This window comes from Acinetobacter lwoffii, assembly GCF_049367455.1.
GTDB classification, from domain to species: Bacteria; Pseudomonadota; Gammaproteobacteria; order Pseudomonadales; family Moraxellaceae; genus Acinetobacter; species Acinetobacter lwoffii_W.
Genome location: NZ_JBMPXW010000001.1, coordinates 464,845 through 480,570 on the forward strand (window position 1 = coordinate 464,845; position 15,726 = coordinate 480,570).

Annotated in this window: 9 protein-coding genes, 3 tRNA genes and 1 pseudogene; 7 read left to right on the plus strand and 6 right to left on the minus strand. The window is 44.7% G+C overall.

Going from position 1 to position 15,726, the window contains the following annotated elements:
- The first annotated feature begins 76 nt into the window (after nucleotides 1–76).
- The 6 genes and pseudogenes from ACO1B7_RS02345 to ACO1B7_RS02370 all read left to right on the plus strand — a co-directional run bounded on the left by ACO1B7_RS02345 (nucleotide 77) and on the right by ACO1B7_RS02370 (nucleotide 4,289).
- Nucleotides 77–973, plus strand: coding sequence for an alpha/beta fold hydrolase (locus tag ACO1B7_RS02345; protein WP_423089774.1), 897 nt, complete (start codon nucleotides 77–79; stop codon nucleotides 971–973).
- 245 nt (nucleotides 974–1,218) lie between these two features.
- A pseudogene (locus ACO1B7_RS02350) lies at nucleotides 1,219–2,131 on the plus strand (alpha/beta fold hydrolase).
- Nucleotides 2,132–2,262: 131 nt separating this feature from the next.
- A tRNA-Glu gene (locus ACO1B7_RS02355) sits at nucleotides 2,263–2,338 on the plus strand.
- Between the two features lie 24 nt (nucleotides 2,339–2,362).
- Nucleotides 2,363–2,438 (plus strand) — tRNA-Glu (locus ACO1B7_RS02360).
- Between the two features lie 46 nt (nucleotides 2,439–2,484).
- Nucleotides 2,485–2,560 (plus strand) — tRNA-Glu (locus ACO1B7_RS02365).
- 307 nt (nucleotides 2,561–2,867) lie between these two features.
- Nucleotides 2,868–4,289, plus strand: coding sequence for an iron-containing redox enzyme family protein (locus ACO1B7_RS02370; RefSeq protein ID WP_423089775.1), 1,422 nt, complete (start codon nucleotides 2,868–2,870; stop codon nucleotides 4,287–4,289).
- Nucleotides 4,290–4,358: 69 nt separating this feature from the next.
- On the opposite strand, the gene ACO1B7_RS02375 is transcribed toward ACO1B7_RS02370, so the two are convergent.
- The 6 genes from ACO1B7_RS02375 to ACO1B7_RS02400 all read right to left on the minus strand — a co-directional run bounded on the left by ACO1B7_RS02375 (nucleotide 4,359) and on the right by ACO1B7_RS02400 (nucleotide 14,034).
- On the minus strand, nucleotides 4,359–5,321 hold the full coding sequence (locus tag ACO1B7_RS02375; RefSeq protein WP_005095842.1) for an IS30 family transposase: 963 nt from the start codon (nucleotides 5,319–5,321) through the stop codon (nucleotides 4,359–4,361).
- A gap of 111 nt (nucleotides 5,322–5,432) precedes the next feature.
- Nucleotides 5,433–6,677 carry an NADH:flavin oxidoreductase/NADH oxidase family protein gene (locus tag ACO1B7_RS02380; RefSeq protein ID WP_144724467.1) on the minus strand — a complete coding sequence of 415 codons (1,245 nt, stop codon included), beginning with the start codon at nucleotides 6,675–6,677 and terminating at the stop codon, nucleotides 5,433–5,435.
- 130 nt (nucleotides 6,678–6,807) lie between these two features.
- Complete coding sequence (locus ACO1B7_RS02385; protein ID WP_423089776.1) at nucleotides 6,808–7,818, minus strand: ABC transporter permease; 1,011 nt, start codon at nucleotides 7,816–7,818, stop codon at nucleotides 6,808–6,810.
- Entirely contained in the window at nucleotides 7,818–8,864 is a 1,047-nt protein-coding gene (yejB, locus tag ACO1B7_RS02390; RefSeq protein ID WP_423089777.1) for a microcin C ABC transporter permease YejB, read from the minus strand. The genes ACO1B7_RS02385 and yejB overlap by 1 nt, the downstream gene beginning before the upstream one ends.
- 24 nt (nucleotides 8,865–8,888) lie before the next feature.
- Entirely contained in the window at nucleotides 8,889–10,730 is a 1,842-nt protein-coding gene (locus ACO1B7_RS02395) for an extracellular solute-binding protein (protein WP_423089778.1), read from the minus strand.
- A gap of 10 nt (nucleotides 10,731–10,740) precedes the next feature.
- Nucleotides 10,741–14,034 (minus strand): LysM peptidoglycan-binding domain-containing protein, encoded by a 3,294-nt coding sequence (locus ACO1B7_RS02400; RefSeq protein ID WP_423089779.1) that lies wholly within the window; start codon nucleotides 14,032–14,034, stop codon nucleotides 10,741–10,743.
- A gap of 207 nt (nucleotides 14,035–14,241) precedes the next feature.
- On the opposite strand from ACO1B7_RS02400, the gene dnaQ reads away from it, so the two are divergent.
- Entirely contained in the window at nucleotides 14,242–15,618 is a 1,377-nt protein-coding gene (gene dnaQ, locus ACO1B7_RS02405; RefSeq protein WP_423089780.1) for a DNA polymerase III subunit epsilon, read from the plus strand.
- Nucleotides 15,619–15,726: the final 108 nt, after the last annotated feature.

Here is a 15,726-nt window from a genome sequence, read left to right on the forward strand (position 1 = left end):
AGTTTTAAAAGAGCGGCTCCGGTCGCTCTTTTTTATCTATACTATAACCATAGTGGGCAGCCTTAAGGGTGCGTCGATGAAAATTGTGTTTATTCACGGCATGAACAAGCAACAATATACGGCTACTTCATTACGTCAACATTGGCTGCATCTCTTCAAAACAGGCCTTCGGAAAAACCCACAACAGCAAGCCCGTTTTACTTATTTAAAACGGCATATCCGTATCCCTTTTTATGGCGATTTACTTTCTCGGCATCATTTTCATAACGTCTTGAATGCCAGCACCCTGATGCCGCAACAGTGGCCGCATTTCCCTTTTTTACATCCCGCACAGCTGCAACCAGCACCGCCACCAGATCAGTGCACCTATCAAATTTGTGACGTCCCGCAGTTAAATCTTGATGATGCCCTGAATTTCAATCAGAAACTGAAATTCATTACAGCATTAAGCAAAGATATTGCCTTGCGGGATTTTGCAGTATTCATCAATTATTTTCCCAGCTTACATGCCAGCTTTTTGCATAAATTTTTGCTGGAAACTTATCTTTATTTGGCCAACCCGCATTTTATGCAGGAAGTTCACTGCCGCATTCATAATCAACTCTATAGTAGCAGGCCACAGATTCTGGTGGCTCACTCACTCGGCAGCGTGATTGCCTATAATTATTTGATTCAGCATCCGGAGCTGAATATCAAGCGTTTTATTACTCTCGGATCACCGTTGTTGGCATTTCGGGTCATCCAGGCTCATCTGCCGCAACCGATTGTACGACCTGCTGCAATTTCAGGCGATTGGATAAATTTCTATTCTAGCGATGATTTTCTGACTACCTTTCCATTATCAGAACCACCCTTCGAGTTTCAGCCGGCGATTATTAATCAGGAGATTCGTACCTCCATCTATCATCCGCATGATATTGATGGTTATATTCAGCATCCGGACGTCATTAAAGCGCTACTGGAATTGCTATAAAACTCACGCCAAACTCTAAATTCAACTTTTACCGTTCCATTCATATTCTTTTTCTATTCAATAAAATCTTTCATCCGAACCTACCAGCTTACTGCTTTTTCTACCTTTTTTATAAATATACAGATGTCTGTTAATGATTGTTTTATCAAAGATAATTTACACATTAACGCCACAAAAAGTGCAGCTTGGCTTGCCGCAATTTTCTCTATACTGTGAATATATAGATCGACCTCCGTGAGGTATCGATGAAAATTATTTTTATTCATGGAATGAATCAGCAACATCATAGCACTGCTTCGATTCGCCAGCGCTGGCTGCATATACTTCAAAAAGGCATTCGCAAACACCGTCATGATGCCAGATTCAGTTATTTACGACGTCACATTCACATTCCATTTTATGGAGACTTACTTTCACACTATAACGTTCGCAACATCCTGAATGCTGGCACCTTAATGCCCCAGCAATGGCCCAGCTTTCGTTTCCGTCAACCTGTCCATCCTCAGCTTCCTGCACCCGTTCCACGTCCTGGCTGGCGCAAGCCCGTGATTTCCGATCTTCCCCAGCTTCATTTGAATGACACGATGGATTTTAAACAGAAATTCAAATTTATTACCACGCTAAGCAAAAATGTTGCACTGCGAGACTTTGTATTATTGCTGAATTATTTTCCCAGTCTGCATCGGAGCCTGCTTCAGAAATTTCTGATTGAAACCTATCTGTATCTCGACAATCCTGCTTTCATGAAGGAAGTTCATGAGCGGATTGCCCGGCAATTGAATGGTCGCAAACCTTGTATTGTGATTGCTCATTCTCTGGGCAGTGTGATTGCCTATAATTATCTTATTCAGCATCCTGAACTGAACGTACAGCGTTTTATTACTTTAGGATCGCCATTAGCCTTTCAGGTGATCCAGTCACATTTACCGCAACCCATTGTACGACCTGCAGCAATTACAGGCGACTGGATAAATTTTTTATTCAACTGATGATTTTCTTACCGCCTTTCCTCTTACACAACCGCCATTTCAGTTTCAACCCGCAATTATTAACCACGGCATTCGTACCCATATTCACCGCCCGCATGATATTACCGGCTATTTACTCCATCCGCAGGTAGTAGAAGCAATTCTGGAATTGCTTAAAAATCCAGCTTAAACCATGTAATTTTCCAGTATTTTCTCTAGATTGTTTTAAATTTATGCACTCAACCCAGAAAATCATTTTTTTTATGGAAATGCGTTTGACACCCCCCTGTTTTCACCCTATTATACGCCCACCTCTGAAACGTCCCTATCGTCTAGAGGCCTAGGACATCGCCCTTTCACGGCGGTAACCGGGGTTCGAATCCCCGTAGGGACGCCAATTTTCAGAAGTACATTTTATTAAGTCCCTATCGTCTAGAGGCCTAGGACATCGCCCTTTCACGGCGGTAACCGGGGTTCGAATCCCCGTAGGGACGCCATTACTTCAAGCTAAAAGTAAGGGTTTTAAAATTTATCTTCTGTACTGTCCCTATCGTCTAGAGGCCTAGGACATCGCCCTTTCACGGCGGTAACCGGGGTTCGAATCCCCGTAGGGACGCCATATTCGAGATGGCAACATCTCAACAAAAAGCCCGAGCATTGCGACTCGGGCTTTTTTTATCTTGAAAATTTTATTTCTCGAATCTTTAAACCCAGTTTTTATCATTTGTTCAAATTACTCCCTCACTCTTTCGGCTGCCATCCCATTCTTAATTTTACAATTTGTATTGTTTTAACATTTCTATTCATAGAAATATCCGTTCATTTTCATTTAAAGCAATACACCAATAAATTAGAACAAAAATTCAACACCCTGCTTTTAGAGGGCACGTTAAGGTAAATCAAGAGAAATCTGCAAGGATCAGATTATGTTCGTCAGCACAGAGCTAAGTTTACCTTTATCGCCAAATAAAAATCATAATTATCAAATTAAAAGCTTTAAGGATTGGGTCGACTTTTTTCAAGATACTGAAATTTCGACATATACCAAAACCGAAAAAGCCGACTCTTATTTGAGCGATCTGATTAAAAATTTAAATATTGATACTCTTGGATGGTTAGATCAGCCTACACAGGTTGAACAGCATCTTTTAGAACAACATCATCAAATCTGTGCCACTTTTCAGGCCTATGTCAATCGCCGGAAACAGCAGCAGCCTCGGGAATATTTTCCGACGGTTTCTCATGCTTTCGAATTCCTGGCGAAAGTTGCACCGGTCAAACTGGTGGATGGTGCCTGGTTATATTCGACCGTGCCAAACTGTAATCAGCCCGAGCTAAAAGATTTGATTTACATCTATCTCGAAGAGCTTGGTTTAGGGCATCCGCGTGCAAATCATGTCACCATGTATCAGGACCTGTTGAGTCATTATGAGCTGAACAGTTATGCCGAGCATCTGGATGACAGTTACTATGAACAGGCTGCCGTACAGTTGGCACTGGCTTATGCCCCGGCCAAATATTTACCTCTGGTCATTGGCTTCAATCTCGGTTATGAACAGTTACCGCTGCATTTGTTAATCACCAATTATGAACTGGCTGAACTGGGTATTGATCCGCATTATTTCAATGTGCACATTACTATTGATAATGCTCACAATGGTCATGCGCAGAAATCCCTGCAAGCGTTTATCCAGCATTTTAATCATGCAGAAAATCCGCACACTTATTTAGATTTGATTAAGAAAGGTTATGTACTAAATGACATCGGCAAAAGTTCCTCCCAGATCATTAAGGAATTGGATATTGGGCAGATGGCTTTAAAAGTTTTCCAGAATAAAGCGCTGATCGGTCAATATATTCATAATCAGAAATGCCAGTTTAGTGGCAAGACCATCAATGACTGGTTATCCGATCCTGCCCAGATTGCCGAGTTTTTGCAGATCATGATTGACAAAGGCTGGATTGTAAAAGATGCGCCAGTAGAACAAAGCCGCTTCTGGAAAATGATAGATCATCCGGAAGGTAAAATGTTTGGGGTCTTTAATGCGACCGAAAAACAGATTATTAAAGACTGGATTCAGGGCGCAGGCTTAGCAACTCGCCTGTCGTCACGTAGTGCAACTCCTTCACAGGCAAAAATTGAACCCGCAATGAGCCGTATGGACCAGCAGTGCTTGAATCAGTTAAAAAGCCGCTTCATGCGCTGTGAAGGTGCTGAACAGAAAATTGATTTACTGATTCCTTATACTGCGCCGCATATGCATCACACCGACATAGGCTTATGGGCGACCCGTCAGTTAAGCCAGTTATTATTTCCTTTCCAGACCCAGGCGATGCATTATTCCTAAAGCACTCCTAAGTGCCAGAAATTAAAAAAACCGGACATTTGCAGTGTCCGGTTTTTTTAATCGGCGGATTCAAGCGGCAAGTGCAACAGTATAAAAACCAGCCATAACTTCACTAGGCGTATACCAACCTAGTGTTTTTCTAGGACGATGGTTGAGTGCAAATTCTATCTGCTCTATTTGTTCGTTTGACACGTCATCAAACGATGATGATTTTGGCAGATATTGCCGGATTAAACCATTCGTATTTTCATTCCTTGCTCGTTGAATAGACTTGTAAGGATCAGCAAAATACGTATCTATGCCGGCATCAGTGATTCTTTTGTGTTCGGCAAATTCCTTACCATTATCAAAAGTAACACTATAAGCATGGCTCATCCGTAAACGATCTAATGCACAAGTAATCGTTTGAGAGGATGCTCTCGTTGGCCCTAAATGAACAATATGTACGTACAGGCTCTTTCGATCAACGAGAGTTAATAAAGCACCTTTATGATGTTTACCAATTACAGTGTCACCTTCGAAATCTCCTAAACGTTGTCGTTGATCAATGACCTGGTCTCGGCAATGAATACTTGTTTTATCAATGATTTGCCCCCTACGATCCGTGTTTTTGTAACCTCGTTTTCGATATTTCTTCTGATGCCTTAAATGTAGGTGGAGTTTACCGCCTTTTGATTTATCTTCATAAATGTACTGGTAAATCCACTCATGTGAAGGTACATCCAGCCAACCGCGTTGTGTTAAAGCACCTAAAATTTGTTCTGGTGACCAGTCCAAGCCAATCAAGTAATCAATATAAGCGAAGGCAAATGCTGTCATGGGTGATGAAGGACGGTACCGTCTTTGACTTGCAAATTTCGCTGCCTGTTGAGCTCTATATCCACGTTGCCCAGTATTTCTTTTTAATTCACGGTAGATGGTTGATCGTGAACGCCCTAACTCCCGAGCAAGGCTAGCGATTGAACTTTTACTTTTCAAAGTAGCATAAATTTCGTATCTTTCATCTTGAGAAAGTTGGGTGTATTTCTTCATTGTGTGCTTTCCAATTGCGAGTTGAAAAAGTCCAATGATTCTACGAATACACCTAACTTTTTCAACTAACTACAAATGTGTCGCACTTGAGATTTGAATCTGCGATCAAAATTAAGCCGATTTTCGCGAGTTTAATTGTCCCTTGATCACCGCTTTGACATTGCCTTTCAGATACTGCAAAAAGACTTTTAGTGGTGAGAGTTTCGGATTAGGCTGCTTGCCTTTGGCAATTTCCTTAAACTGCGCGGCATACCAGATGATTTCCATAATCGCCATCTTGTCGACCATTGGAATACCGGTTTTAATTTTCTCAACCGCATAACGTACATCCTGCCCTGCAACCAGACGATTGCCCAAGTCAGGTTCTACTGCAAAGGGACGTGCAATCCCGACAAAATCACAAGCACCACTGTCGAGCGCAGCATTCATGCCTTCAACAGTTCGGAATCCACCAGTGACCATGATATGACACTTCACTTCCTGCCGGATTTTTTCGGCAAAATCGAGGAAATAGGCTTCACGGGCAATGGTCGAGGCCTTGCGCTTGTCTGCTTTCACGCCGGCCATCGCAGGTGCTTCATAGCTACCACCTGACACTTCAATGATATCAATGCCTGCAGCGTCCATCGCCTTAAAGACATAGATGACATCTTCTTCGCTAATACCACCGCGCTGGAAATCAGCTGAATTCAGCTTGACTGAAATAATAAAATTTTCCGAAGTCGCAGCACGTACGGCCTGATAGGTTTGCAGCAAGAAACGGGTACGATTCTCAATACTACCACCCCATTGATCCTGCCGCTTATTGGTCAGCGGTGACAGAAACTGACTGATCAGATAACCATGTGCACCATGTAACTGCACCCCCTCAAATCCTGCTTTTTCACAGATGGCAGCCGAAGTGGCAAAGCGCTGGATAATATCCAGGATTTCATCTTCACGCAGTTCCCGTGGGGTTCCGAAGCTCATTGCCAAAGCCGGACTAAAGGGTACTGCGGACGGTGCAACTGTTTCTTTATTCAGGCCCTTGGGACACTGGCGGCCCGGATGCGACAACTGGACCAGTTGTACCATACCATGTTGTTTGCCTACGTCGGCCCAGACTTTGAGCTGCGCCAGATCGCGTTCTGTTTCTACCACTACGACGCCCGGTTCATTCTTGGCACGATAATCCACCATGACATTACCCGTAATAGCACAACCCAAGCCACCTTCGGCCCATGCTTCATACAACTTGAAATGCGCCTGATTGGGCTGGCCGGCATCATTGGCCAGTGCTTCACTCATGGCACCTTTAATGATGCGATTTTTAAAAGTGGTATTACGAATTTGAATGGAATCGGCCAATTGAGTCATGATCTGTCCTGATACGTTACTTTTATTTTGTACTCGTTTATAACGTAAGCCAGAACAATTGACAATCAGTCTTGTCAAATTTACACAATTTTTATCTGCTTATTTTTTCATGATTAAAGATTTTTGTGATTTAGTTTCTTGGATCAAAAACATCCCGTACCGCTTCTCCCATATAGATTAGCAAACTCAGTACAATTGCCAAACTAAAGAATCCCGACAATGCCAGCCACGGTGCATTTAAGTTGTTTTTGACCTGAAGCAAGAGTTCCCCTAGGGATGCCGACTCGGGTGGCAAACCATACCCTAAAAAATCCAGCGCTGTCAGTGCAGTAATATTGGCGGTTAGCATAAAAGGTAACTGTGACAGGCTAGAACCTATCACATTGGGGAGAATATGTTTGAACATGATCCGTCCATCCCCGGCCCCAATACTTCTTGCTGCCCAGACGTATTCCAGATTTCTGGCGCGCAAAAACTCAGCGCGCACCATACTCACCAGTGTGGTCCAGCCAAATAACAGCATGATCAGAAATAGCCAGTAAATACTCGGGGTAAACAGACTGACCAGTACCATCACCATAAACAGCATCGGCAAACCGCTCCAGACTTCGAGTATGCGTTGCCCGATCAGGTCAATCCATCCACCATAATAACCCTGAATTGCCCCTGCTAAAATTCCCAGCACCGCAGACAATAAAGTCAGAGCAAAACCAAACAGTAATGAAATCCTTAAACCATATAGAATCCGTGCCAGAACATCACGGCCCTGATCATCTGTTCCCAGCCAGTTTTGCGCACTCGGGGGCGATGGCACCGGTTCAGCCAGTTCAAAATTTGGCGTTTGATAGGAAAACGGAATGATGGGCCAGATCGCCCAGCCTTTTTCTGCAATCAGTTGCTGTACGGCAGGATCTTTATATTCTGCTTCTGTCTCAAATACCCCACCAAAAGTGGTTTCCGGATAGGATTTCAGGATGGGCAGATAAAAAGCATGATCATATTTCACCAGCAAGGGTTTATCGTTAGCAATCAGTTCTGCACCCAAGGAAATGATGAAAATAGCACTGAAAATAATGAAGCAGCTAAAGCCCAGCGTATGCTGCTTAAAACGTTGCCAGCGTACTTGCATCAAGGAAGACATTATTGTGATCCTCGACGTGAACTGAAATGAATTCTTGGATCAATCAGTTGATAGAGCAAATCGCTGAGTAAACGCAGTATCAGACCGAGCAAGGTGAAAATAAACAAAGTACCAAAAATCACCGGATAGTCACGCTGGATAATTGCCTCAAACCCTAAAACACCTAACCCATCCAGATTAAAAATAATCTCGATAAACAGGTTGCCCACGAAAAACACCCCGATCAGAACTTCGGGCAAACCTGCGATGAGCACTAAAATGGCATTCCGGAATACATGCCGATATAGCACTGCATATTCAGTTAAACCTTTTGCCCGTGCAGCCAGGACATATTGCTTGCTCAGCTCTTCAACAAAGGAAAATTTGACCAGATAGGTCAAACTGGCAAATCCGCCGAGCACCATGGCCAACAGCGGCAAGGCCATATGCCAGAAATAATCCTGAATTTTCGCAAAGAATGAGAGTTCAGCAAAATTTTCAGAGCGAATTCCCTGCAAGGGAAACCATTGCAGATAAGACCCGCCAGCAAAAAAGACGATGAGTAAAATGGCAAAAATAAAGGCTGGAATGGCATAGCCCACGGCCAAAACTAGAGAGGTGGTCTGATCAAATAGACTGCCATGTTTTCGGGCTTTTCTGATTCCTAAAGGAATGGAGACCAGATAAATCAGCAAGGTACTCCATAGGCCTAAAGAAAGCGATACGGGCAATTTTTCCCAGATGAGTTCAGTCACAGGCTTGTCTTTGAAAAAACTCTGTCCCAGATCAAACTGCGCATAACGCGTTACCATTTCCCAAAAGCGGATATGCAGCGGCTGGTCAAAGCCGTACTGGATATTGATCTTCTCAAGCATCTCCGGTGTGAGGCCTTGCTTTCCCTGATACTGCAATCCGGTATGCGCCAAACTATTAACCTGTTGCGCCTGATAAATCGCCTGCTCCACCGGACCACCGGGTGCCAGCTGGATCACCATGAAATTGATCAGCAAAATGATCAGCAAGGTTGGAATCATCAGCAACAGACGTTTGAGAATATAAGTGCTCATGGCACTCCCTGATAGGCTTGGAGCTTAATGCTGTTTGAAATAATCAGCCACATGTCTGGCCTTTGCCGCATCGACCCACCAGTAATCAATCCCGGCGGAGAGTTTAGGTTTTCGTTGCGGCTGCTGATACATATTCCAGTAAGCATACCAGTATTCGCCCGTACCATAAGTCAGAATATGATAATAGCCTGCACGCAGTAAACGGTCTAATGCTCGGGTACTATTCACCAGCTGTTCACGGTTTTGAGCCTGAGTCACCTGCTGAATGACAGCATCAATGGCCGGATTTCGAATGCCGGCATAATTATAATTACCTGGCTGCGTGGCGGCCTGACTGCCCCAGAACTGTTTCTGCTCCTGCCCCGGTGTCAGGGATTGCGGCATGGTATCAACAATCATATCAAACTGATAATTCCGCAGCCGTTCATAATATTGCGCGGTTTCTACCATACGAATGCTGGCCTGAATGCCCAAGCGTTTTAAATGACGCAGATATGGCATCAGATCACGCTGTTGCTCCGCCTGATGCAACAGGAACTCAACTTGTACCGGTTGACCCGAAGCATTAATCAACTTCCCCTGTTGATAACGATAGCCTGCCTTTAATAGCAATTGACGGGCTTTTAACAGATTGTTCCGGTTAAAACCGGAGGCATCTGACTGAGGATATTTCCAGTCCTGCAGTACAGCCTGACGTTGAACCGGATCAAGCTGCTTTAAATGGGGTTTTAAAATGTGCAGTTCTTGAATGCCTGGCCGTCCATAAGATGCAAGCTCGCTATTGGAAAAAAAGCTGTTCAGGCGCTGATATTCACCATAGAACATGGCTTTATTCAGCCATTCAAAGTCATAGGCAAAACTCAAGGCTTGCCGGAAACGGATATCGGCAAAAGGCTGACGGCGGGTATTGAATATCAGACTCTGGGTCGGAATCGGGTTGTGATGCTGAAAGCGGTAACGCTGCACCTGTCCTTGCTGAACGGCAGGAAACTGGTAGTCTTTCACCCAACGGTTGACCTGTTTTTCCTCATGCAAGGTAAATTGGCCCGACTTGAAAGCTTCGAACTTGATTTCAGGGCTACGATAATAACGATACTTGATCCGGTCAAAATTATAACGCCCGCGGTTGACCATCAAGTCTTTACCCCAATATCGGGGATTGCGTTTGTAGCTAATACTACGTCCAGCATCTATGTGTTCAATGACATAGGGCCCTGAACCCAGCATCGGTTTCAGCGTCAATTCTTTAAAATTACGCTTTTGCCATTCCTGTTTAGAATAAATGGGCATCTGTGCGACAATCATCGCCATTTCCGGATTATGTCCGGATTTGAAATGCATTTTGACCTGTAAAGGTGACAGGACTTCCAGCCGGTTTAAATCAGCCAGATACATCTGCAGGCCAAAATTGGACTGGGTCTGAAACAACTCAAAACTGTATTTGACATCTTGTGCAGTCACCGGCTGGCCATTGCTAAACCGTGCTTTGGGATTTAAATGAAAAATAATAAAGGCGGTTTTCTTGGGGTCAAAACTGACTTTTTCCGCCAGCAAGGGATAGTACACACCGGGCTCATCTAGTGACTTGGACAGCAAACTGTCAAAAATATAGTTGCCCCCTTCAGTGACATTGCCCTTGCCATTCATGCTGTTCAAATTATCGAAACTGCCATCAGCTGCCAGAATCAGCGTACCGCCTTTCGGTGCTTGCGGATTGGCATAAGGCAGGGATTTGGCCTGGGCATATTTCGGCTGGTTATATAGCGCGATATATGGGGTGGTAATAAGGGCTGCCCAACTGCTACTCACGAGCAGCGGGGCTAGCCAGATCAACCTGAAAGTTTTAAATAAATGAGCGAATCTCATGATCCATTCATTAATTCGGTACTTTAATCACATCGCCAATACGCAATTGCGTATTCGGTTTGAGATCATTCATTTCCGCCAGTTCATTGCTGTTCATACCATAGCGTGAAGCCAGACCGATTAAGGTATCACCGCGTTTGACTTTATAATCAGTCACCAGTTTTGGAATCTGAATGGTTTGACTGACCCTTAATCCTGCGCGTGGACTTAGATTATTTAATTGAGCCAAGTCGGTCACGCTTATGCCTAAACGGCTGGCGATTGCATTCAGGGATTCGCCTGATTTTACTGTATAGGATTCAGTTGCCTTAGAAGCTACAGGCTTAGCTGCCACTTTCACATCTTCAACTTTTTTATCTACCGGAAAGTCACCCTCAATTTTTAAACGCTGACCAATACGCACTGTGCTATTAGTATTCAGGCCGTTTAAATCTGCCAGATATTTCAGTTGTAAATGATACTGACGCGCAATAGAGCTTAAGGTTTCACCTGATTTCACCACATGCGAATCCGATTTTGCATTCTTCGTCGCAGTTTCCGCGACCACTTCACGTACCGGTTCTGTGACTTCACCACTCAGTTTCAGACGCTGCCCCACTCGTAAACCTGCATTACGTGACATGCCATTCAGGCTCGCCACTTGGTCCATTGACAGATTGTATCTTGCGGCAATGCCGGTCAGCGTATCACCCGATTGAACCGTATAGGTTTCAGGGATCTGACTGCCGGCTGGAATCTTGATGGTCTGACCTATACGTAAACCACTATTGGCAGACAACCCATTCAGTGCAGCCAATTCAGAGACACTCAGCTTGCTTTGACTGGCAATGCTATACAGTGTTTCACCGCGTTTGACTTGATAGTTTTCAGTTGCAGTCTGATCGACTTTAACATTTTCAAACTTCTGTTCAGTTTTCTGGTTAGATGTTGTTAGCTCTTCAACTTCCTGAAGTGGCACATTGATTTTTTGTCCCACCATCAAACTGCTACCGGCAGTAAGACCTGACGTCAAAGATGCCAGTTCAGCATTTGAAAGCCCGTAACGATCGGCAATCAGTTTCAGATACTCACCGCGTTTCACTGTATAGGATTTAGTCTGAACCTTGGCAGTTTCAGCTTTTTTAATCTCTTCAGCTTTTGCTTTGGACAGCCCTGTATCTTTCAATGACAGCTTTTGCCCAACGAATAGACCGCTATTGGTACTCAAGCCATTGAAATCAGCCAGTTGTTTCACACTGAAACCAAACTGATTCGCTACACTGGTCAGAGAGTCATTGGCCTGAACGACATAAGTTTCCGGCTTTTCTTTGGCTTTGCTGGCTTCCTGTACCGGTTTGGCATCATACAGATAAATGGTGGTGCCCACATACAGCGGAGAATTTGGATCAATCTGGTTCCATTTCGCTACATCACGCCAATTCACGCCATTTTTGGCCGCAATCATTGCCAGATTATCACCTGGTAATACCTTATAGGTACTGCGTTTGCCTTTTGGAGCGACCACCACCACTTCAGAATCCGTCTTGACGTAATTTTTGCCCTGATTTAGCTTGGCTTCAACCGAGTTCGCAGTGGTATTGTCAGCAACTTCTTTTGGATAAGAGAAGCCTTTGGTGAGTTCCTTGCCTTGCTGCTCAGCCACAGACAGGCTGGTTTGAATGGCAGTCAGCTTGATTTTGCCGTCATAAGGATCAACAATTTCTGTGCCTGCCGGCGCCAATGCTTTTAGTTCTTCAACCACCTGGGCCTGTTCTGCCGGTGTGGCGACAGGCTGCAGAATTTCATCCACTGTTTTCTGAATATCTTGTGCGATGACCGCCTGCTCAACTTGCTGACGCTCAGCTGCCGAAATCGGTGGTTCGACCTGAATCTGTTTCGCTGGCGCCGCAGGTGTCACAGCTACCGGAATACGCGGCGCACTTGGAATTGGCAAATCACTTTGTGCCGCAAAACTGGCCAAGGCAGATGAGCCTTTAGGCGTCGAAATCTTTTTCGTAGTCTTCGTTACAGTATTGGCCGTTGTCGCCGTACTTACCGCTGCTGTGACGACAGATGGCGTACTTACAGCTTTCGCCGGAGTCGTTGTTTTAGCAACGGTCGTTACAGGCTGATTACTAACAACCGCTGGCGGAGTCTGTTTAGAAGGCGTAATCGTTTTCGTATTTAATTCTGGCGGTGTAGCTCTGGTTGGCACCACTGTTGTGGTATTTCGCGGCAGGCTGCTCGTGTTACTCGCCCATAAACCACCTGAACCGGATAATTTTTTCAGCTTCTCATCCACTGAAGGACTTAAGTCAGCAGGAATCAGAATACGGCGCGGACTTGCAGGGTCAATATGATCACCACGATGACCCGGGTTCAATTGATACAGTTCTGCACGGCTCAAACCGGTAATCGCTGCAATTTCATTTAAACTGGCAACACCCACTGGCACTTCACGGAAATGCGGACGGTTGGCAATCGGTGGCAAGCTCACCCCATAGCTGCCGGGATTTTTAATAATTTGTGCAACCGCCAAGAAACGTGGCACGTAACTCATGGTTTCTTGTGGCAGTTTCAATGACCAATAATCGGTAGGCAGACCTGCGGCTTTATTACGGTTAATTGCCTGCTGGATACGTCCTGGGCCTGCATTATAAGAAGCAAGCGCCAATTCCCAGGAACCAAACTGGTTATACAGACTGCCCAAAAACTCATAGGCTGCACGGGTCGATTCCACCACATCACGGCGACCATCGTATAATGAGGTCTGCTTTAAACCATAAATACGGCCGGTACTTGGAATAAATTGCCATAAACCTGCCGCCGCCGCACTACTGGTCGCAGCCGGATCATAAGAACTTTCGATAATCGGTAACAGCGCCAACTCGGTCGGCATACCACGGCGTTCTGCTTCTTTTACCGTGTAATATAAATAACGTGATGCACGCGCACTTAAGCGATCCAGATAAGGCTGACGTGAAATAAACCAGCCACGCTGAGCATCAATCCGCGGATTCCAGACACTTAAGTCCATCTTGAAACCCACGGTCATGCGTTTCCAGACATCACCATGTTTCAGAATCTGTAAACGGTCACCTTCGACTGCACGCATATCCGTTGCAGAAAGTAAATCTTCGAGTCCATCCAGACTGCTGGCATCCAGATATTGTGATCCAACCTGCTTGCTTGATGCTGTTTGGGTCGCACTTTGTGTAGATGAACAGCCCGTCAGTCCTAGAGAAGCAAGCGCAGTTCCCAGTACAGAATATTTTAAAAATGTAGGTAATGTCGGCTGCCACAAAATTGCGGTTGGTTTATACATAAAGAAATCCAAACAACTCGTATATAAATTTATTTTTTAGATATGCCATTGTAGTGAAGCATGTCGAAGACTCAAGCCAATAATTTACCGCGATTTCACGTTAAATGTTACAAGAAATTAAAAAATCCTGGACATATAGATTGATCGACTGCATTTGCACTATACAATAAGCCTTCCAGCTTGTTCTATTTTGATCGGATTTAATCTATGTCACACACTATCACACTTTATGTTGATGGCGCCTGTCGCGGCAACCCGGGTTTAGGCGGTTGGGGTGCGTACATTGTTAATGGCCAACAAGAACACAAAATCTGTGGTGGTGAAGATCATACTACTAACAACCGTATGGAGCTGACGGCTGCCATTGAAGGGATTCTGTTTTGTGACAAGCAAGACAAACTGGTGATCTATACCGATTCCAAGTATGTCAAACAAGGCATTACCGAATGGATTCACGGCTGGAAAAAGAAAAACTGGAAAGACGTCAAAAATCCGGATCTGTGGCAAAAACTTGATGAAGTCTGTCAGGGACGTGACATCGAATGGCACTGGGTCAAAGGTCATGCTGGACATCCGGGCAATGAAATGGCCGATCAGCTGGCCAATCTGGGGGCTGATGAAACCCTGAAAAAATCCAAGCAAAGCCCTTCAATGTCTGAAGATAAAAAAAAATCTGAACCCGACTGGTTGCTAGACGATCCTTTCGGTCTTGATCTGGCCGAGAGCGAAGAAGAAGAGCTGGAAGAAATCATCGAAGTGACTGTTGAAGAAATTGTACAGACTGAAGTTTTAGCAACAGACAGCAATGAAGATGCTTCATCTTTAGACGCATCTGCCTCGACTGAGCTACATCCGCAAATTGTCATTACACCAGCAAAGCTACAGCTGCATGGCCCACGACAACTGATTCTGGATACTGAAACCACCGGTTTTTATTATCAGGATGGTGACCGGATTATTGAAGTCGGCGCGCTGGAAATGATCAACCGCAAACTGACCGGCAGCTCGATTCATATCTATATCAACCCAAAAACACCGGTTGGCGATTCTGTGAATGTCCACGGGATCACCGATGAATTCCTGCAAGACAAACCGCTGTTTGAAGAAATTTCTCAAGTGCTGTTTGACTATTTACACGGCGCGGAAATTATTGCGCATAACGCGACCTTCGATATGAACTTCCTGGATATGGAATTCAAACGTGCAGGTTTTAAGGCGCTCTCCGAGGTTTGTGACGTCACCGATACCTTGGCACTGGCCAAGTCCAAGCATCCCGGGCAGAAAAACTCGCTGGATGCCTTAGTGCGCCGTTACGAGATTCCACAACGCGACCGTACCTTCCACGGTGCCTTGCTCGATGCGGAAATCCTGTCCGATGTTTATCTGGCGATGACCGGTGGACAGGTGTCTTTTGATATCGATGCCCTGTCTCAGTCTGAAGACCAGAACAGCCGCTCAGGAATGGCCAGAGTTGAAATTGAATTGCCGGTGATTCTTCCGTCAGAACAGGAATTACAGGAACATGAGAATTGGGTCAAACAATTCGAAGAAAAACATGGAACTGCTTGCCTTTTCGCGAAATAAAATCTACATTTCCGGGGATACTTTAGGTTTAAAACTATCGTTCTTCAGTTATAGTAAATACAAAGAGGCCCCGTAGTTTAAAGCGGGGGCTCATATATAGATAATACT